The sequence below is a fragment of the Kribbella sp. NPDC048837 genome, assembly GCF_055586945.1.
On sequence record NZ_JBVJHF010000003.1, the window covers coordinates 219,191 to 236,861 of the forward strand.

The 17,671-nt window shown below is 68.9% G+C and carries 16 protein-coding genes, 4 tRNA genes and 1 riboswitch; of the genes, 8 read left to right on the forward strand and 12 right to left on the reverse strand.

The window, feature by feature from the left end; all coding sequences use genetic code 11:
- Positions 1–32: 32 nt before the first annotated feature.
- Positions 33–593, reverse strand: a complete 561-nt coding sequence (locus ACZ6O0_RS16645; RefSeq protein WP_465765785.1) for a CGNR zinc finger domain-containing protein — start codon at positions 591–593, stop codon at positions 33–35.
- 132 nt (positions 594–725) lie between these two features.
- Between ACZ6O0_RS16645 and ACZ6O0_RS16650 the strand changes: the two genes are divergently transcribed.
- Positions 726–797 (forward strand) — tRNA-Val (locus tag ACZ6O0_RS16650).
- Positions 798–1,000: 203 nt separating this feature from the next.
- On the opposite strand, the gene ACZ6O0_RS16655 is transcribed toward ACZ6O0_RS16650, so the two are convergent.
- Together ACZ6O0_RS16655 and ACZ6O0_RS16660 are read right to left on the reverse strand one after the other, a co-directional pair.
- The gene (locus tag ACZ6O0_RS16655) at positions 1,001–1,972 is read right to left on the reverse strand and encodes an aldo/keto reductase (RefSeq protein ID WP_465765786.1); all 972 of its coding nucleotides are present in this window, start codon (positions 1,970–1,972) and stop codon (positions 1,001–1,003) included.
- Positions 1,973–2,005: 33 nt separating this feature from the next.
- Positions 2,006–2,455: a pyridoxamine 5'-phosphate oxidase family protein gene (locus ACZ6O0_RS16660; protein ID WP_465765787.1), complete on the reverse strand. Its 450-nt coding sequence runs from the start codon at positions 2,453–2,455 to the stop codon at positions 2,006–2,008.
- Positions 2,456–2,558: 103 nt separating this feature from the next.
- Here ACZ6O0_RS16660 and ACZ6O0_RS16665 point away from each other — a divergent pair, with 103 nt between their 5' ends.
- The 4 genes from ACZ6O0_RS16665 (at position 2,559) to ACZ6O0_RS16680 (ending at position 3,900) form a co-directional block, all read left to right on the forward strand.
- Complete coding sequence (locus ACZ6O0_RS16665) at positions 2,559–3,431, forward strand: sigma-70 family RNA polymerase sigma factor (RefSeq protein WP_465765788.1); 873 nt, start codon at positions 2,559–2,561, stop codon at positions 3,429–3,431.
- 180 nt (positions 3,432–3,611) lie between these two features.
- A tRNA-Gly gene (locus ACZ6O0_RS16670) sits at positions 3,612–3,684 on the forward strand.
- Between the two features lie 33 nt (positions 3,685–3,717).
- Positions 3,718–3,788: transfer RNA gene (locus tag ACZ6O0_RS16675), tRNA-Cys, on the forward strand.
- A 40-nt stretch (positions 3,789–3,828) separates the two neighbouring features.
- Positions 3,829–3,900, forward strand: a tRNA-Val gene (locus ACZ6O0_RS16680).
- A 293-nt stretch (positions 3,901–4,193) separates the two neighbouring features.
- On the opposite strand, the gene ACZ6O0_RS16685 is transcribed toward ACZ6O0_RS16680, so the two are convergent.
- The 6 genes from ACZ6O0_RS16685 to ACZ6O0_RS16710 all read right to left on the reverse strand — a co-directional run bounded on the left by ACZ6O0_RS16685 (position 4,194) and on the right by ACZ6O0_RS16710 (position 10,360).
- The gene (locus ACZ6O0_RS16685) at positions 4,194–5,372 is read right to left on the reverse strand and encodes an NAD(P)/FAD-dependent oxidoreductase (protein WP_465765789.1); all 1,179 of its coding nucleotides are present in this window, start codon (positions 5,370–5,372) and stop codon (positions 4,194–4,196) included.
- Positions 5,373–5,396: 24 nt separating this feature from the next.
- Positions 5,397–5,960, reverse strand: coding sequence for an OsmC family protein (locus tag ACZ6O0_RS16690; RefSeq protein ID WP_465765790.1), 564 nt, complete (start codon positions 5,958–5,960; stop codon positions 5,397–5,399).
- A gap of 97 nt (positions 5,961–6,057) precedes the next feature.
- On the reverse strand, positions 6,058–7,155 hold the full coding sequence (locus ACZ6O0_RS16695) for an alpha/beta fold hydrolase (protein WP_465765791.1): 1,098 nt from the start codon (positions 7,153–7,155) through the stop codon (positions 6,058–6,060).
- A 50-nt stretch (positions 7,156–7,205) separates the two neighbouring features.
- Positions 7,206–7,949 (reverse strand): SDR family NAD(P)-dependent oxidoreductase, encoded by a 744-nt coding sequence (locus ACZ6O0_RS16700; RefSeq protein WP_465765792.1) that lies wholly within the window; start codon positions 7,947–7,949, stop codon positions 7,206–7,208.
- A gap of 61 nt (positions 7,950–8,010) precedes the next feature.
- Positions 8,011–9,078 carry a ribosome small subunit-dependent GTPase A gene (gene rsgA, locus ACZ6O0_RS16705; RefSeq protein ID WP_465765793.1) on the reverse strand — a complete coding sequence of 356 codons (1,068 nt, stop codon included), beginning with the start codon at positions 9,076–9,078 and terminating at the stop codon, positions 8,011–8,013.
- A 151-nt stretch (positions 9,079–9,229) separates the two neighbouring features.
- Positions 9,230–10,360 carry a YihY/virulence factor BrkB family protein gene (locus ACZ6O0_RS16710; protein WP_465765794.1) on the reverse strand — a complete coding sequence of 377 codons (1,131 nt, stop codon included), beginning with the start codon at positions 10,358–10,360 and terminating at the stop codon, positions 9,230–9,232.
- Between the two features lie 63 nt (positions 10,361–10,423).
- Between ACZ6O0_RS16710 and ACZ6O0_RS16715 the strand changes: the two genes are divergently transcribed.
- Positions 10,424–12,052, forward strand: coding sequence for an acyl-CoA dehydrogenase family protein (locus ACZ6O0_RS16715; protein ID WP_465765795.1), 1,629 nt, complete (start codon positions 10,424–10,426; stop codon positions 12,050–12,052).
- Positions 12,050–12,131: riboswitch (ZMP/ZTP riboswitch) on the forward strand. It overlaps the preceding gene by 3 nt.
- Positions 12,132–12,159: 28 nt before the next feature.
- Complete coding sequence (locus tag ACZ6O0_RS16720) at positions 12,160–13,608, forward strand: glycine hydroxymethyltransferase (RefSeq protein ID WP_465765796.1); 1,449 nt, start codon at positions 12,160–12,162, stop codon at positions 13,606–13,608.
- Here the strand turns inward: ACZ6O0_RS16720 and ACZ6O0_RS16725 are convergent.
- Both ACZ6O0_RS16725 and ACZ6O0_RS16730 read right to left on the reverse strand, forming a co-directional pair.
- A complete protein-coding gene (locus tag ACZ6O0_RS16725) occupies positions 13,601–14,632 on the reverse strand; it encodes an MFS transporter (RefSeq protein ID WP_465765797.1) in 1,032 nt (343 codons plus the stop codon). The two genes, ACZ6O0_RS16720 and ACZ6O0_RS16725, sit on opposite strands and share 8 nt — an antisense overlap.
- Positions 14,617–15,153 carry an MFS transporter gene (locus ACZ6O0_RS16730; RefSeq protein ID WP_465765798.1) on the reverse strand — a complete coding sequence of 179 codons (537 nt, stop codon included), beginning with the start codon at positions 15,151–15,153 and terminating at the stop codon, positions 14,617–14,619. The genes ACZ6O0_RS16725 and ACZ6O0_RS16730 overlap by 16 nt, the downstream gene beginning before the upstream one ends.
- Before the next feature lie 63 nt (positions 15,154–15,216).
- Between ACZ6O0_RS16730 and ACZ6O0_RS16735 the strand changes: the two genes are divergently transcribed.
- A complete protein-coding gene (locus tag ACZ6O0_RS16735) occupies positions 15,217–15,696 on the forward strand; it encodes a GbsR/MarR family transcriptional regulator (protein ID WP_465765799.1) in 480 nt (159 codons plus the stop codon).
- A 122-nt stretch (positions 15,697–15,818) separates the two neighbouring features.
- On the opposite strand, the gene ACZ6O0_RS16740 is transcribed toward ACZ6O0_RS16735, so the two are convergent.
- Positions 15,819–17,654, reverse strand: a complete 1,836-nt coding sequence (locus tag ACZ6O0_RS16740) for a glycoside hydrolase family 9 protein (protein ID WP_465765800.1) — start codon at positions 17,652–17,654, stop codon at positions 15,819–15,821.
- Positions 17,655–17,671: the final 17 nt, after the last annotated feature.

Consider the following 17,671-nt stretch of genomic DNA (forward strand, 5'->3'; position numbering starts at 1 on the left):
ACCGATCACTTCGGCCGCGTGCGCGAGGTCTTCTACTCCCCGGAGGCTTTGCGGCGTTCCCGGTAGGCGGCCACGTGCAAACGGTTGCCGCAGGTGCGGGCGTCGCAGTACCGCTTGGAACGGTTGCGGGACAGGTCGATCAGCGCGTCGTCACAGTCCGGGGCCTCGCAGCGACGGAGGCGTTCGCGTTCGCCGGCGGAGATCACCTGGGCCAATGCGATCCCGCACTCCACCGTGATCCGGCACGCCAGCGACGCGCCGTCCCGCGAGTAGTGGATGTGCCACGGGTGCCCGTCGTGATTCGTCAGCCGCGGCGTCGTCGTACCGCGCGCGACGATCGCGTTGATCATCGCCGCCGCGGTCGCGTCGGAGTCCGTGGTGAAGACCGGCGAGAACAACGGCCGCAGGTCGCGGACCTCGGCCAGGTCCTTCTCCGTCAGCGTGTCGACCGCACTGAACTCCCGCTCGTGGACGAACTTCTCCAGCTCCTCGAGCGTCTCCATCGTGTCGACCTGGCTGTTCGGTCCGGGCAGGGTGTTGACGAGCCGGACCAGCGTGCCGAGCGCCTGCTCGGTGTCGTGCGAGAAAGTCACAATCACGTCTCCAACGCGACGGGGTCTCCGTCCTGCAGCAAGAGTAGCCCGCCCCGATTAGATCGTCGCTCACATCATGCGCTATGGTTTCACCCGCAAGGCACCACAAGGCAACAACAGCACCAACAGTACGGGCGATTGGCGCAGTGGTAGCGCGCTTCGTTCACACCGAAGAGGTCACTGGTTCGAACCCAGTATCGCCCACCCCGTATCCAAGGCCGGTCCAGTGGACCGGCCTTTCGCATGTACTTGGTCCGTCCCACGCGGTCGCTACTCTCGCTATCGCTCGCCGCGACTGCTCCAACCCGCCCTGGCACGCGGGCTCCTACCGTCGCGCGCTAACCGAAAACCCCGTGGTGCCGCCAGCACCATTCCCATCCAGCGACCGGATTCCGATGCTTGAGCGCCTAGGCGTTGTTGAGGCGGTCCAGGATGTCGGCGTCGAGTTCGAGATCGAGGGCGTCTAGGGCCTCGTTCAGTTGGGTGAGGGAGGACGGGCCGAAGACGGGGATGATGTTCTGGTGGAGGAGCCAGGCGAGGATCACCTGGTTGGGGGTGGCGTTGAGGTCGCGGGCTACCGCGCGGAGGGACTCGTGGCGGGTGTAGGCGGTGGGGTGGGCGTAGCCGCGCTGGGCCGGGAACGGGCGGGTGGGGTTGGTGTAGGCGCCGGTCAGGAGCGGCTGGTAGGCGACCAGGGTCATGTCTGGATGTTCGGCCAGGTAGTCGAAGTGTTCGATGCCGGCGTGCTGGAAGTGCGGCGTGCCGTGGCGCCGTACGCCTTGCAGGGAAGGCGGATTGGGCCACAGGTAGGTGAAGTGCTGCTGGATGACGGAGTACGGAGCGACGCCCTTCGCGGCGGCCAACTGGCGGGCTCGGTCCAGTCGCCAGACGGTGTGGTTGCTGCAGCCGACCAGGTCGACGGTGCCGTCGGCCGCCAGGCGACCGAAAGCGGCGACGGTCTCGTCCAGCGGGGTGGTGCGGTCGTCGATGTGGGCGTAGTAGAGGTCGATGCGATCGGTGCCGAGCCGTTCGAGGCTTCCCTTCACCGCGGACTCGACGACCGTCGCGCCGAGGCCTTCCCAGTGGGCGTCGTCGGGGTTGCCGGGTTTGGTTGTCCTGGCGCCGCATTTGGTTGCGATCGCCAACTGGCCGCGGTTGCCCCGGGACCGCATCCAGCTGCCGAGGAACTCCTCGCTCTCACCGCCGTGTCCGGTCCACTGGTTGTAGTTGTTGGACGTGTCGATGAAGGTTCCGCCGGCGGCGACGAAGCGGTCGAGGATCGCGCTCGCCGTTTCAGGCGGCGTGGAGCTGCCGAAGTTCATCGCCCCTAGACACAGTGCGCTGACGGTCCGGCCGTTCCCAAGCGTTGTGGAGAGCATCTAGCCAGGCTGCCTCTTAGACCGCACTCAAGGTCAAATGAGCCAGGCGCCGGACTCCATCAGGACGCGGCCCTTGAGCTCGTTGGCTTCGCGCCAGGCCTGGATCTTGATCGGCGTGGCGCGGAAGTAGAGGTAGTTCGCGAGCGGCCGCGGATCGAAGCCGGTCTTCTCGGCGAAGGCGTCACCGACCGCGTCCGTGAGGTCCGACGCGTGCACGGTTTCGCTGGTGGCGGTGATGTGTACGACGTCCCGGGTGTGGCCGATCGTCAGGTGGAGCGTGGGGTTCTTCGCGAGGTTCCGAGCGGTGGGGTTGCCGGCCGCCGTCGACAGGAGGAGGGACTCCCCGTCCCAGAGGAAGGACAGCGGCATCAGGTACGGCGTACCGTCCGAAGCAGCCGTGGCGACCCAAGCGTCGACGTCGTCCTCGAGGCGGCGCAGGACATCCTGCTTGCGTACCGCCAGGGGGCGGGCCGGGTCCGTCATGGTGCAGCTCCTCTGGGTCGGTGTCACATGTGATGGTGGTGCTCCGTCAATCGGATGACGGCGCCGGGCCGGGAAGTGTGACAGTACGAAGGATGTGGTCGGGATGGGTCAGGACGACTGGCTGGTGGCCCGGTTCGAGGAGAACCGGGAACGCCTGCACGGCGTCGCGTACCGGATCCTAGGCTCCGCGCCCGAGGCCGAGGACGCGGTCCAGGAGGCGTGGATTCGGCTCAGCCGGTCCGACTCGGGCTCGATCGACAACCTCGGCGGGTGGCTGACCACGGTGGTCGGCCGGATCTGCCTCGACATGCTGCGGACGCGACGCGGCCGGCCCGAGCGGCCGGTCGGCGACCACTCCCCCGCGCTCGCGGACGACGCCGTACCCGATCCCGAGCTCGAGGCCGTGCAGGCGGATTCGGTCGGTCTCGCGCTCCTCGTCGTACTGGAGACGCTCACGCCGACCGAGCGGCTGGCGTTCGTCCTGCACGACATGTTCGCGGTGCCGTACGACGACATCGCACCGATCCTGGGCAAGTCACCGGCCGCAGCGCGGCAGCTCGCGAGCCGGGCCCGCCGGCGAGTGCAAGGTACGCCGGAACCGGCCGGACCCGACGCGATCCGGCAGAAGGAGATCGTCACCGCGTTCCTCGCAGCGTCTCGTGGTGGGGACTTCACGGCCTTGCTCGAGGTGCTCGACCCGGAGGTCGTGGTGCGCGCCGACCCGGCCGTCGTCGCGCGTGGCGGGATGCCGGCGATGGTGTCGGGTGCGGCGGCGGTGGCCGAGACGTTCTCCGGACGGGCGCAGGCCGCCCGGCTCACGCTGGTCGACGGGCTGGCCGGGCTGGTGTGGTCGTACCGCGGCGAACCGCAAGTCATCTTCTCCTTCACCATCACCGACGGCCGCATCACCGGGATCGAGCTCCGCGGCGATCCGGACTACCTCCGCGACACCGATCTCACACCACTCGAAGCCTGATCGCATCGGCGTGGCGAGTGGACAAACCAGCGCCTGACGGGTGGGGCTGTTGGGACGGATGAGGTCAGATTCACGCTCGCCGCGTCCGGATGGCGACACCCTGGAATCCGGTTTTTGCATGGGCGAAAAGTGCGCTACTGTTCTGCTCTCGCACCGAGCGGAAACAGTCGCCGGAGCGATGCGGACGTAGCTCAGTTGGTAGAGCGCAACCTTGCCAAGGTTGAGGTCGCCGGTTCGAACCCGGTCGTCCGCTCGGAGAGGGTTCGGCAGGCCAGGCTTTCTCACTGGTGGAGTGGCCGAGAGGCGAGGCAACGGCCTGCAAAGCCGTGTACACGGGTTCGAATCCCGTCTCCACCTCGACACCCTCTCGTGAGAACCTGAGAGTGTTGTTGTTCTTGGACGATTGGCGCAGCGGTAGCGCGCTTCCCTGACACGGAAGAGGTCACTGGTTCGATCCCAGTATCGTCCACGAAGGCGAGGGGCGACCTGTGTCCGCGGAAAGCGCGGACCGGGTCGCCTTCGTCGTTTGTGCGGCTGCGCTCCGCTTGCCGCGAGCGGGGGCTCCGCCACCCGCACCCCCCTTGCGCCTTCGCTTCGCTCGGCTGCTGTGGTTGCTCGCCGCGTGAACGGTTCCGGCGGTGGCTGGGCGGTCTTTCACAGTTGCCGGCTCTGGTTGCTCGCCGCTTGCAGGGTTCCGGCTCTGGCTCGGCGTCGCGTCGATGGTTCCGGCGGTGGCTGGGCGTTGCGCGAAGTCGGTGGGGTTCAGCAGGGGGCGTGGGCGGGGGTGGGGAGGGGTGGGAGGGCGGCCAGGGTTTCGAGTTCGTCGGACATGGCTGCGTTTAGCTGGAGCAGGAGGTCGGGGATTTCTGTGTCGGTCCAGCGGTGGCCGGCTATCGCGTCCGTCACGTCGAAGAGGGTCGTCGACAGGGCGTCGCGGGTGGTCTGGTAGTTGGACAGGGCTTCGCGTTCGGGCGCATCGTCACGGACGACGGCCACTATCGCGCGGGTCAGCAGTTCGGCGTCGCGGAGCGCGTCCGTCAGGCCGTGCGCACCCAGCGGGTCCTTGAAGTAGCCGGCGTCGCCGACCAGGGCCCAGCCGTTGCCCCATGCGCGGCGCAGGTAACCGGGCCTGCCGGTGAAGGTCCGCAGGGCGGCCGGAGGTGCGGCGGCGGCGAGCCGGGCCGTGAGGTCGCCCGGCGACTGAGCGACGATGCTCATGAGCGGTTCCAGTCCACCTCGGCCGATCCGGCGGGGTGACGCGCTGGCGAACACACACGCCTGGCCGTCATTGGTCGGGACCACGCCGGAGGCCGCGTCCGGCCTGAAGTTCCACTCGTAGCCGTCGGTCTCGAGCCCGGTCCAGTAGCCGTACGTCACGGCGGCGACCGACTTCCCGACGCGCTCGTACGGCGCCTCGACGGCGTCGGCGATCGTCGACCTGATGCCGTCGGCTCCGACGACGATCCGTGCCGCCGCCCGCACGGTCGCGCCGTCACGGGCCCGGCCGGTGATGCCGGTGACGGTACCGCGACGGTCCCGCTCGACGCCGGTCACGGCGATGCCGAATCGCACCTCGGCGCCGGCCTCCGCGGCTGCGTCGACCAGGATCGGGTCCAGGACCGTGCGCCTCGGCGCGTACAGCGCGTCCACGCCGTACGACTCCTTGAGGACGATCGGCACAACGTCGTCCGCGTACCGGAAAGTCGTACGCCGCACCGCCGGTGTGCCCGCGGCGATGATCTCGTCGAGTAATCCCCACCGGGTCAGCTGCAGCACTGCGCCGCGCATCAGGGCGTGGGTCGACAGGGCGTCGGTGCCGTACCGGCCGCGATCGACCAGCAGGACACGCAAGCCGTGCCGGGCCAGCAGAAAGGCCGTGGCGGCACCCGCCGCGCGGGCGCCGACGACCACGACATCGTGGTCGAGCTCGATGCGGCTCATGTCGTCTCCCGCCGAGAGCCGACGTCAGCCGGCGTCGACGTCGATGGACACCGGCACGCCGTTGGTGACGACGTCGAACACGGCCGACCGCAGGCGGGACTGCTCAACGACGGAGCGCAGCTTGTCCGGGTCGTCGCCCCGCAGGGTGAAGTTCACCCGGACCTGCTGGTAGCCGTTGCGGACCTCATCGGACAACCCGAGGATGCCGAGCAGGTCGATGTCGCCCACGACAGTCGAGGACACCTCGGTCAGGTTCACCCCGCGGGCAGCCGCGACGTTGGCGATGCCCGCGGTGAGGCAGGCGGCCAGCGCGTGCAGGAGGTACTCGACCGGCGTGGGGCCGTTGTCGGACCCGACCAGAACGGGCGGGTGGTCCGCGTCGAACGTGAACGGCTCCCGGTGCGCGAGCTCCTGCTTGGCGCCGTGGAAGGCGTGGATCACCGATCGGTTGTGGGTACCGCTCAGCCACGTGTTGGTGGCCTGGAAGCGGAACTTCGCGATGTCGTTGTCGCCCTTCACGGCGTCGAGCGTGCCGAACAGGGCCGCGGTGTCGACGCCGTTGCGGATGGGACTCTCGATGGTGGTCATGAGCCGACCGTAGGTACGCGGCGTCGTGGCGCGCATCGGTGCGTGCGCGCAACTTGAGGTGTCCGCCCACCAGGTGGTGGCGGTATACGCGTACTCGTCAGGTGCGCGTCATCAGCCTGGCGACCGCCGCGGCGCGGGCAGACTTTCCCTGGACGCCGAGCTTCAGGTACGTGTTGTGCAGGTGCCGCTCGACGGTGCGGATGCTCAGGCTGAGGGATCGGGCGATCTCCTCGTTGTCCTGCCCTTCCGCGGCGAGGCGGAGTACGTCGCGCTCTCGCGGCGACAGGAGCGATGCCGCATCGGGACCGACTGCCCGTGGCCCCGGCCGGTGGTCCGGCGCCATGAACGCCGCCACCTCGTCGACGAAGACCTGCCAGGCCGGCTCGTCGCCGAGCACGATGTGATTCGAGCTCTCCAGCACCACCAGCCTCGCACCCGCGATCGTCGAGGCGAGACGCCGGCCCTCCTCGAAGCCGTTCATCCGGTCACCCCGCGAATGCAGCACCAGAGTCGGGACGTCGAGTTGCGGCAGCAGTTCGATCGCGTCGTCGCGCAAGCGTTCCCGACGAGCCGCGAAGGCGGTCTGCGCCGAGACCGACACGCGCTGCAGCTCATCCAGCCAGCGCATCTGCTCCTCGGTGGCGCCGGGGATCATCAGTGACGTGAAAACCCGTCGGAACTCCGACTCGGGCCGGGCCCAGCCGACCTTGATCAGCCGTTCGAACGTCTCGTTGAGCTCGAGGTCCTCAGGCGTCGGATCGCGGAACGTCGCCGCGTAGCTGCCGTAGAACATCAACCGGGACACCCGCTCGGGGTGGCGCACCGCGTAGACGATCGAGGGCGGACCGCCCTGTGCCATGGCCATCAGCGCGAACCTGTCGAGTCCGGCATGGTCGACGACCGCCTCGAGATCGGCGACCCGCGTCTCCAGCCGGAAGTCATCGACGTCCCGATCGGAAAGCCCGTACCCGCGTTCGTCATACCGGATCACGGTCGCGATCTGGCCGAGGTCGTCGAGGAAGTGCCGCCACACGGGGCTCTGCCAGTCGTGTTGCAGGTGACTCAGCCAGCAGGTCGCGATCACCAGCGGGGGTCCCGAACCGTGCCGCGCATAAGCGATCCGCACACCGTCGACCGACGTGCAGAGCTTCAGCACCTGCGGTGGCGCCGCCGTCCCACGACCGGGGGCTGTCACCTTTCGATCGTACCTAGCGCCGAGGAGCGCGTGCGGGTCTGCCGACCGGATTACATCCGGAGGTGGGAGGCGCCGTTGAAGTCGAGGACTGTGCCGGTGGCGAACTCGGCTTCCGGGGAGGCGAGGTAGAGGATCGCGGCGGCGACCTCGGAGGGGTCGGCGACGCGTTCGAGGGGGCTCTCGAGGCGGCGGCGGTCGTACCCGTCGCCGTCGAGGTGCATCGCGGCCATGTCGGTGACGGTCCAGCCGGGGGCGATCGCGGTGACGGCGATCCCCTCAGGGCCCAGCGAACGCGCCAGAGATTGGGTGAAGGAGACGATCGCCGCCTTGGAGGCGCCGTACGCGGGCTGGTTGGGTTCGCCGCGGAAGGCGCCGCGGGAGGAGACGTTGACGATCCGGCCGCCGCGGCCCATGTGGCGGACGGCGCACCAGGTGACGTTCGACGGGCCGACCAGGTTCACGGCCAGCGTGTCCGCCCACGCCTGCTGCCATCCGGCGTACGTCGTCTCCCGGATGCGGTGCGGGTGGTAGACGCCGGCGTTGTTCACGAGTACGTCGATCCCGCCGAGAGCGCCCGCCGCGTCGTCGACCATCGTCCGGATCGCCGCGGGATCAGCCAGGTCGGCCTGCACCATCACGTGCCCGGAACCTGGCAACTCCTTCAGCACCACCGCAGCGGCATCGGGCGAGGACCCGTAGTGCACGGCTACCCGGTCACCGGCTGCGGCGAACGCTCGAGCCGTAGCCGCACCGATTCCCCTGGAGGCTCCTGTGACCAGCACTGCGCGATCCATGCCTCCGATCCTTTCATCACCGCCGGGCCGGTCACCGCCGAGCCGGTCACTGCCCAGACGGTCACTGCCGAGGCTTGGGGTCGCGGCGGTAGGACTTGCTCGCGCGGACCCACTCCTTCTTCGCCTCGGCCCGCAGCCGGGCGTCGGTACGGCGAGCCATGTACGCCGCCTCGCGCTGCAACTTCACCCAGCTGTCATAGCGCCGGTACGGCAACGACCCGTCCTCCAGCGCGGCCTGGACCGCGCAACCAGGCTCGGTGACGTGCACGCAGTCCTTGAACTTGCAGTTCTCGGCCAGCTCCGTGATGTCCGGGAACGCCGCGGCCAGCCCCTCCCCCGCCTCCTGCAGACCGATCCCCCGAAGCCCAGGCGTGTCGATGACGACACCACCCTGAGGCAGGGCGATCAACTCACGCCGCACCGACGTATGACGGCCCTTGCCGTCCTCACGGATGTCCTGCACGTCCAGGAGCTCCACACCGGCCAGTGCGTTCACCAGCGACGATTTGCCGGCACCACTCGACCCCAGTAGAGCCACAGTCGCGTTGCCGTCCAGCAGCGACCGCACACTGTCCATCCCGAAACCAGTCGTCGCACTGCACACCAGTACGTCGGCACCCGGCGCAGCACCCGCCACGTCGTCGGCAATGTCGTCGGCGTCACCGACGAGGTCGGCTTTGGTCAGTACGACGACCGGACGCGCGCCGCTCTCCCACGCCAGCGCGAGGAAGCGTTCGATCCGGCCGATGTTCGGCTCCGGGACCAGTCCGACGACGATAGCGATCACATCGACGTTGGCCGCGAGCACCTGGCCTCGTGACGACCCTCCGACCTCCGCGCGGACGATCGCCGTACGGCGTGGTGCGACGGACTCCAGCGTGATCCGGTCGTCCGGCCAGAACCGCAGTACGGCCCAATCCCCTGTACATGGGCCGGCCTGGGGGTCACCTGCCATTGCGGCGAGGAGAGCACCGGACCAGGTCGCCCGGACCGGTCCGTTCTCGGTGAGTACTGTCGCCAGGCCCTTGTCGACCCGGGTGACGCGTCCCGGCACGAGGTCGTCCGGGAGTGACTGCAGGTACTCGGCCGTGGAGACGTCGAGTCCGAGTGCCTGGAGCGTTGCTGACATGCGGCGAACCTTTCAGAGGGTCCGGCCGCGAGATCAGCTCAGCGGACGGACGGTGTGGGAGACAACGGCCCAGTAGGCCCGTTGGTGGCTCATGGCTGCGCCTCCCTTCCAGTCCGGTGGTCCTGATCGAGGACCGCTTGTCGCGATGCCGTCAGCGTAGGTCGTCGCCGTCACTCTGCGCACCGGATTTTCCGACCGAGGCGGGCTTGCGCTCCGGGCTGGGTTCGGCCTCACCGTCCGGCGAGGCGGCGAGGGTCTTCTCGGGCGGGGGGCCGAGGGCCTCGATCTTGCGGGCCACCTCGGCCTCCGGCCGCTCGTCCTGCTCTACCGGGGTCAGTGTGTGCTCGTGGTGCCGCTCCGGCTCCGCCTTCATCACCGGCTCGACCTCTTCCTCGGCCGCCGCCGCCTTGACCTCGGCAACCCGCACCTTGTGCGGCCACAGCCGGTCGACCACCGCGTTCAGTGCCGCACCGATCAGTACGGCGATCGCCGTCATGTACAGCCACATCAGCACGGCGATGGGCGCGGCCAGCGGACCGTAGATCGACGTACCGCCGACTGTGCTCTGCAGGATCCAGCGGAGCACGAAGCTGCCGAGGATCCAGATCGACAGCGCCAGGAACGACCCTGGCAGGTCCGACACCCACGGCGTCCGCACCGGCACCGACAGGTGGTACAGGGTGTTCAAGAAGCCCGCGGAGAGGATCGTCACGACGGGCCAGTACAGCTGGTTCAGGAAGTCGAGCCGGTGCGGGAGCAGGGCGTCGACCGCGTCCGGGCCGGCCAGCACCAGCGGCAGCACGATCACACCGATGACGAGGGCCGCGCAGTACAGGCTGAACGACAGCGCCCGGGTCCGGACGATGCCGCGCTTGCCGCCCATCCCGTACATGATCGTGATGGTGTCGACGAACACGTTCAGCGCGCGGCTGCCGGACCACAGTGCGAGGACGAAACCGATCGAGATGACGTCCGGCCGGCCGCCGTTCAGGACCTGGTTCAGGGTCGGCACGATCACGCTCTGGACCGAGTCGTCGGTCAGCGCCCGGGCCGCCAGCTGGGCGATCTGCTGTTTGATGTCGTCGATCGTCTCGACCTCGAAGTACCTGCTGGCGATGTACCCGAGACTTCCGGCCAGACCGAAGATCAGCGGCGGCAGCGAGAGGATGGCGAAGAACGCCCCCTCGGCCGCGAGACCGGTGACCCGGTAGCGCAGACAGACACCGACGGTCTGGGTGAGCAGCTTCCAGGTCGTCGCGGGGATCTTGCGGACCCATGCCAATGAGAGGGAGCTCCCACCCCTGGGTCCTGCCCCTGAACGTGCCATACCGCTTACCGTACTGACATGGCGGACCCATTCGCGGTAACGAACCAGGCTCCCCCACTGCAAGGGGTGAACTTCTTCACGCGCGACACGGCGCTCGGTGACGCTCTGCGCCCGTACGCCGATCTGTCCGGCGACCCCGGTCTGCACCGGATCGGCGCGGTCGCGGGCTCCGAAGAGGCCCTCGCCCAGGCTCTGCCGGCCAACCAGCACCCACCGGTGCTGCGCACGCACGACCGCTACGGGAACCGGATCGACGAGGTCGAGTTCCACCCGTCCTGGCACTGGCTGATGGAGCGCGCCGTCGGGTTCGGGCTGCAGGCCGCGCCGTGGACGAGCGACTCGCCGTCGCCGCACCTGACCCGGGCCGCCGGGTTCTACATCTGGTCCCAGGTCGAGCCGGGGCACGGCTGCCCGATCTCGATGACCTACGCCGCGGTCCCCGCCCTGCGGGCGGACGAGCGGCTGGCGAAGGAGTGGATCCCGCAGCTCGCGTCGACGTCGTACGACGTACGCCGGTTGCCGGCCGCCGAGAAGACCGGAGTCCTTGCCGGGATGGGGATGACCGAGAAGCAGGGCGGCTCGGACGTCCGGGCGAACCTGACCACCGCGACGCCGGCCGGGGACGACGGTGAGTACCAGCTGAACGGGCACAAGTGGTTCTGCTCCGCGCCGCAGGTCGACGTCTTCCTGGTCCTCGCGCAGGCGCCGGACGGACTGAGCTGCTTCGTCGTGCCGCGAGTGCTTGCCGATGGCAACCGGAACACCTTCGCGCTGCAGCGGCTGAAGGACAAGCTCGGGAACCGGTCGAACGCGTCCAGCGAGGTCGAGTTCCACAACACCATCGGCTACCGCCTCGGCGACGAGGGCGCCGGCGTCCGCACGATCATCGAAATGGTCGCCGCCACCCGCCTCGACTGCGTGCTGGGGTCGTCCGCCCTCCAGCGACGCGCGCTGGTGGAGGCGGTCTGGCACACGAAGCACCGCTCCGCCTTCGGCGGGCTGCTCGCCGACAAGCCCGCGATGCAGAACGTGCTCGCCGACCTGGCCCTGGAGAGCGAGGCAGCAACCGCCCTGGGAATGCGTCTTGCTGCTGCTGTGGATGCTTCTGTGAACGGTGATGAACAGGCTGCGGCTTTCCGGCGGATCGCACTGCCCCTCGCCAAGTTCTGGGTTTGTAAGCGGACTCCGTTCATGGTGGCCGAGGCCCTGGAGTGTCTCGGGGGGAACGGGTTCGTGGAGGAGTCCGGGCTGCCGCTGCTGTTCCGGGAGTCGCCGTTGAACTCGATCTGGGAAGGGTCCGGCAACGTGAATGCGCTCGACGTGCTGCGGGCGCTGCGGAAGCCGGAGTCACTGGAGGCGTGGCTGCTGGAGGTGGGGGCGGCGCGCGGCGCCGACCAGCGCCTCGACGCCGCGGCGAACGACGTACTGCAAGCGCTTGCTGACGTCGAGGGAGCCGAGGCCGGCGCCCGCACGCTGGCGGCGCGGATGGCCCTGTGCCTGCAGGCGTCACTGCTGGTCCGGCACTCGACGCCCGAGGTCGCGGACGCCTTCGTCGCCTCGAGATTGGCCAACGACTGGGGCGGCGTCTTCGGGACCCTCCCGCGGACCACACTGTTCCCGGCGATCATCGAGCGCACGATAGGGTGAGCGCGTCGCGACTGGCGCGCTGAGGTGGAGAACCACCGGGGAGCGAAAACCGTCGGCACCGTGCGCCTGGGTGCCTTCGACCCACTGCAACCGCAGGAGAGACAACGATGACTCAACCCTTCGATGCCGCCGCCGCTTCGGCCGCGTACCGCAACGCGCTCGAGGTGATCGGCGCGGTGGAACCGACCATCGCCGGCGCGATCAAGGCCGAACTGGCCGACCAGCGCTCGTCGCTGAAGCTGATCGCGAGCGAGAACTACGCCTCCCCCGCCACCTTGCTGACGATGGGCAACTGGCTGTCCGACAAGTACGCCGAGGGCACCATCGGGCACCGCTTCTACGCCGGCTGCCAGAACGTCGACACCGTCGAGCAGACCGCGGCCGACCACGCCACGGCACTGTTCGACGCTCCGCACGCCTACGTCCAGCCACACTCCGGCATCGACGCGAACCTGGTCGCCTTCTGGGCGATCCTGGCCCAGCGGATCGAGTCGCCGGCCCTGGCCGAAGCGGGCGCGAAGCACGTCAACGACCTGACCGACGAGGACTGGACCAAGCTCCGCAAGGCGCTCGGCGACCAGAAGATGCTTGGCATGTCGCTCGACGCCGGCGGTCACCTGACCCACGGCTTCCGGCCGAACATCTCCGGCAAGATGTTCAACCAGCACTCGTATGGCACCGACCCGGAGACCGGGCTGCTCGACTACGACGAGGTCGCCCGCAAGGCGCGCGAGTTCAAGCCACTGATCCTGATCGCCGGCTACTCGGCGTACCCGCGCAAGGTGAACTTCGCCACGATGCGCGAGATCGCCGACGAGGTCGGTGCGACGCTGATGGTCGACATGGCCCACTTCGCCGGTCTGGTCGCGGGCAAGGTCTTCACCGGCGACTTCGACCCGGTCCCGTTCGCCCACGTCACCACGACCACCACCCACAAGTCGCTCCGCGGCCCGCGCGGCGGCATGGTGCTCTGCCAGCCCGAGTACGCCGACTCCGTCGACCGGGGTTGCCCGATGGTGCTGGGTGGCCCGCTCAGCCAGACGATGGCGGCCAAGGCGGTCGCGCTCGCCGAGGCCCGGCAGCCGTCGTTCCGTGAATACGCGCAGGCGATCGCGGACAACGCGGTCACGCTGGCCGAGGGCCTGATGAAGCGTGGCGTGAAGCTCGTGACGGACGGCACCGAGAACCACCTGGTCCTGCTCGACGTCTCGTCGTACGGCATCACCGGCCGGCAGGCCGAGTCGGCGCTGCTCGACGCCGGCATCGTGACCAACCGGAACGCCGTGCCCCGCGACCCGAACGGTGCCTGGTACACCTCGGGCGTCCGGATCGGTACGCCGGCGCTGACCACGCGCGGCTTCGGCGCCGACGAGTTCGACCGGGTCGCCGAGCTGATCGTCGACGTCCTCTCGTCGACCACGCCGACCACCACGTCGGCCGGTGCACCGTCCAAGGCGAAGTACGTGCTCGCCGACGGCGTCGCGGACAAGACCCGGGCAGCCTCGGCCGAGATGCTCGACAAGCACCCGCTCTACCCGGGCCTCGAGCTCAGCTGAGTTCCACCGCGCCCGCTCCCACGCGCGTGGGAGCGGGCGTCTTCCGTTGTGGCATCAGTACGGCGGCCAGCACCGCGCCGGCGGCCGCGATCGCGGCCGAGACCCACATGGTCGTGTTCAGGCTGGTCATGAACGCATCGCGGACATCGGCCAGCAAGCCGGACGAGCCGGACTCGCTTGCGACCGCGAGCCCTCCGCCCAGGCCCCTCTCGACCGCGTCGGCGGCTTGCGCGGGTAGTCCGGTCGTGTCGACGTTGTGGCGGTAGACCGAGTTCAGCACGGTGCCGAGTACGGCGACGCCGATCGTGCCGCCGACCTGCCGGAACGCCTGCAGGAGACCGGATCCGGTACCGGCTCGCTCCGGGTCGAGCACACCGAGCGCCGCGTTCATTGCCTGTGGCATCGAGCACCCGAGGCCGAACCCGACCACCACGAACCAGATCGCCGTGTAGCCGTACCCGGTGCCGAGGTCGGTGAAGGCCCCGAGCACGAACCCGACGGCCATCACCACGAACCCGGTCATCACCACCAGCCGGGTCCCCACCTTCGACTCCACGGGCTCGGCCAGCTTCGCGCCGACGGTCATCCCGCCGATGAACGGCAACAACTTCAGCCCGGTGTGCAGCGCGTCCGATCCGTTGATGCCCTGGAAGTACTGCGGCATCGTGAACAGCAACCCGAAGATCGCGAACACCGCGACCGTCAGCAGCACCGCACCCCCGGTGAAGGTCCGCTCGCGGAACAACCGCAGTTCGATCAACGGCTCGGTGGTCCGCCGCTGCCACAACAGGAACCCGGCGATCAGTACGACGGCGAGCCCCAGGAACAGCACGGTGACACCGTCGGTCCAGGATGTCTCGCCGGCCTTGGTCACGCCGTACACCAAAGACGCCAGACCCGCGCTGGAGAGCAGGATCCCGAGCCAATCGATGGCCGGGCGCCGCGAGCTCCGCGTCTCCGGGACCAGCAGGGTGACCGCGAGGGCGGCGATCAGCGAGATCGGCACGTTCAGGATGAGATCCACTGCCAGCCGGCGTGGTCGAGCAGCAGGCCGCCGACGATCGGGCCGAGCGGCATACCGATGCTGTTGGCAACGACGAAGAAGCCGATCGCCTTCTTCCGCTCCTCCTCGGTGCGGAACAGCACGGTGATCAGCGACAGCGCGACCGGGACGATCATCGCCGCGCCGATGCCGAGGAAGGCACGGGCCGCGATCAGCGCCTCGGCCGAGTCAGCCAGAGCACACGCCAGCGAGGCCGCGCCGAACAGTGTCAGCGCGATCGCGATGATCTTGCGCCGGCCGTACCGGTCGCCGAGGAGACCGGCGGGCAGCAGCAGCGCCGCGAGGACGAGGTTGTAGCTGTTCGCCATCCACTGCAGCTGGCTGGTGGAGGCGTCGAGGTCGGCGGCCAGCGTCGGCAGCGCGACGTTGAGCACGGTCGTGTCCAGGCCGAGGACCAGGACGGCGAGGCAGAGCGCGAGCAGGACACCGAAGTGGGGGGCGCCGGTCAGCGCCGGCCCTTCGGCGTGGGAGGTCGAGGTCATGAAATTCAAGTTATCAGAAGTTTGTGATAGTTGCGATACATCAAATTACTGTAAGCTTCAACCATGAGTCGGGAGCCCAGTCCGGAACAGATCAGCCAGTTCGTCGAGCGCTTCGCCGGAGTGCTGGCGAACAGCGGCGTACCGACGATGTCGGCCCGGGTGATGGGCCGGATGCTGGTCAGCCCGACCGGCACGATGACCGCGGCCGAGTTGGCCGAGTCGCTCAAGATCAGCCAGCCCGCGGTGTCCGGCGCGGTCCGGCAGTTGCTGCAGGTCTCGTTCATCTCGCGCGAGCGGTTGCCCGGTTCACGCAAGGACCACTACCGGATCCGCGAGGACGTCTTCGCCGCGATCCTCGAACGCCGCAACGAGGCCCTCGGCGAGTGGGAGTCGAGCAGCCGCGCCGGCGCCGACCTCTTCGGTGCCGACTCCCCCGTCGGCCAACGGCTCACCGAGGCCGCCGACTTCTTCGCCTTCATCAAGACCGACCTGGACCAGCTGATCAAGAACTGGCGCGCGGAGCATCCCCGCACCAACGCATGAGATCCGGCCACGGACCTCGAGAGCGGCCCGCACTGCGACCGCACGTCCGCCGCAATCGACACCGCAGTCAGTCGGCGACCAGCGCGGACGTTCTCCCGGTCGGGCTGAAGCACCGGGTGGGTTTAGCGAGTCAGTGCGTACACGGCGATCGCGGCGAAGTCGTCGGCCGGCTCTGATGCCTGCCAGGAGCGGACGTCGTCGACGTACCGGGATCCGTGGCCGGTGAACTCGGCGTACCGGTCGACACCGTCGGCGGGACAGGGGTTCATGCCGTCGAGGTGATCGCCGAGGCCCTCCTCGAAGAGGTCCTCGGAGTTCGGGCCGTTGACGACCGCGCCGGTGAGCTCGCGGCCGAGGATGTTCGCGATCTGGTGGTGCGGGCAGCGCTCGGCGTTCTGGCCGACGCCGACCATGAACGACACACCCCACGCGTTCGCGCCGAAGTTCCACGCGAGTTGCTGGTTGCCGAAGTCGTCGTACCGTCGATCGCCGGTCACCTTCCGGTAGAGCTGCGCGGTCGCGGCCAGCCCGAACGCATGCGGCACGGCGTCGAAGTTGTCGTACTGCGCTCCCGCCCGGAACGGATCCGCCGACGCCCGGTCCACACCGATCTGCAACTGCGCCTGAAGATCCCCGACGAGCCGGCGAACCAGCGGTCGGTCCGACCGAGCAGCCTTGATCAGATCCGCGTGCGCCAACGCGCTCACGTCGTACAGGTTGAGCGTGTCGCCGCCCGCCTCGTGCTCGATGTACTGCGTGGCCCAGTAGCCGGCCTGCTTCAGCCAAGCGCCCGCCCGCGGATCACCCAGCCGGCCCGCGGCGAGGGCAAGCTCGGTCGCGCCCAGCTCGAGATCGTCACGCCAGGCCGTCTCCGGATAGAACGCGAACGGCAACGACGTGACCAGCTGCCCGACATTCTTCGTCTGCGCCTGCGCGTAGATCTCGGCGGCCGTTTCGAGGTGACGCCGGGCCTGCGCACGATTCGTCTCGACCTGCGCGGCCAGCGCGAAGGCAGCCGCCGTACGACCGGCCAGGTTGGGGCTGATCGGCGTGCCGGGCGCGGCCGCCCGGAACACCGGCCGGTTCCGCAGGAAGCGTTCGGACGGATCGGTCAGGTGATCGTCGACCTCGGGCAACCGCCACACGTCGTGGTCGCCGACGAACGTCTCCTCGACGTTGCCCGTGCCCACACCGACCTGGATGTAGAGCGTCTTCGTCTGTGAGTCCCACATCTTGTCGAGCCAGCTCAGCCCGTGCCGAGCCTCCGCCAGCACCTGCCGATCCGGCCGGCGCGCGTCCCGAGCCGATGCCCACAGCAACGATTCAGAGTACGCCGCGATGTGGGTGAACTTCAGGTAGTCACCCGCGTCGTACCAGCCGCCCTCGACATCCACCGGACCACCGATCCGGCGGAGCTCTCCGACGGTCTGATCGCTGTCCGGATCGACGAACACCGGTGTGTCGTACACCTGCGCGGCCCGGTCGGTGAGGTGTGCCGGCTGCCGCCCGAGCGACCCGGGGACGACGTTCGCGCCGTCGCGCTGCTCGGTGAAGAACGTGACCGCCTTGTCCTTGGCCCCGGTCAGCAGCCGATCCCCATCGGCCTTGATCTCGAACGCCGACGACGCGACACCCGGGACCTCGATCCGGTAGCGACCCGGCACCTTCAACGCGGACAGATCGAGCTGGTAGACGTGCTGGTACGTCGCGTTCCACTCCCCCACATCACCGCCGACCCGCCCGCTCAGCACGCGATGCCCGTACCGGTCGACCACCTGGTACCGCGCACCCGTCGCGGCATCCCGCGTCATCACGTACGCCGCCTTGCCGTCCAAGGCGCCGTACCCCAGTTGATTCACCCGCACCACGCCACCGGTCCCGGCGGCGCCGGCGCTCAGCGGACCCACCACCAGACCCGCGGCCACGACCATCGATCCGACCCGACGCAAGGACCTCACGATTGTCTCCCTCCGAC

What these genes read in the sequence shown, in the direction of transcription:
- ACZ6O0_RS16655 (WP_465765786.1), bottom strand. Translation starts at nt 1,972, where the DNA reads ATGCTCTCCACAACGCTTGGGAACGGCCGGACCGTCAGCGCACTGTGT.
- rsgA (WP_465765793.1), bottom strand. Translation starts at nt 9,078, where the DNA reads ATGTCAGCAACGCTCCAGGCACTCGGACTCGACGTCTCCACGGCCGAG.
- ACZ6O0_RS16690 (WP_465765790.1), bottom strand. Translation starts at nt 5,960, where the DNA reads ATGACCACCATCGAGAGTCCCATCCGCAACGGCGTCGACACCGCGGCC.
- ACZ6O0_RS16660 (WP_465765787.1), bottom strand. Translation starts at nt 2,455, where the DNA reads ATGACGGACCCGGCCCGCCCCCTGGCGGTACGCAAGCAGGATGTCCTG.
- ACZ6O0_RS16730 (WP_465765798.1), bottom strand. Translation starts at nt 15,153, where the DNA reads ATGACCTCGACCTCCCACGCCGAAGGGCCGGCGCTGACCGGCGCCCCC.
- ACZ6O0_RS16685 (WP_465765789.1), bottom strand. Translation starts at nt 5,372, where the DNA reads ATGAGCCGCATCGAGCTCGACCACGATGTCGTGGTCGTCGGCGCCCGC.
- ACZ6O0_RS16720 (WP_465765796.1), top strand. Translation starts at nt 12,160, where the DNA reads ATGACTCAACCCTTCGATGCCGCCGCCGCTTCGGCCGCGTACCGCAAC.
- ACZ6O0_RS16735 (WP_465765799.1), top strand. Translation starts at nt 15,217, where the DNA reads ATGAGTCGGGAGCCCAGTCCGGAACAGATCAGCCAGTTCGTCGAGCGC.
- ACZ6O0_RS16715 (WP_465765795.1), top strand. Translation starts at nt 10,424, where the DNA reads ATGGCGGACCCATTCGCGGTAACGAACCAGGCTCCCCCACTGCAAGGG.
- ACZ6O0_RS16700 (WP_465765792.1), bottom strand. Translation starts at nt 7,949, where the DNA reads ATGGATCGCGCAGTGCTGGTCACAGGAGCCTCCAGGGGAATCGGTGCG.
- ACZ6O0_RS16665 (WP_465765788.1), top strand. Translation starts at nt 2,559, where the DNA reads ATGGGTCAGGACGACTGGCTGGTGGCCCGGTTCGAGGAGAACCGGGAA.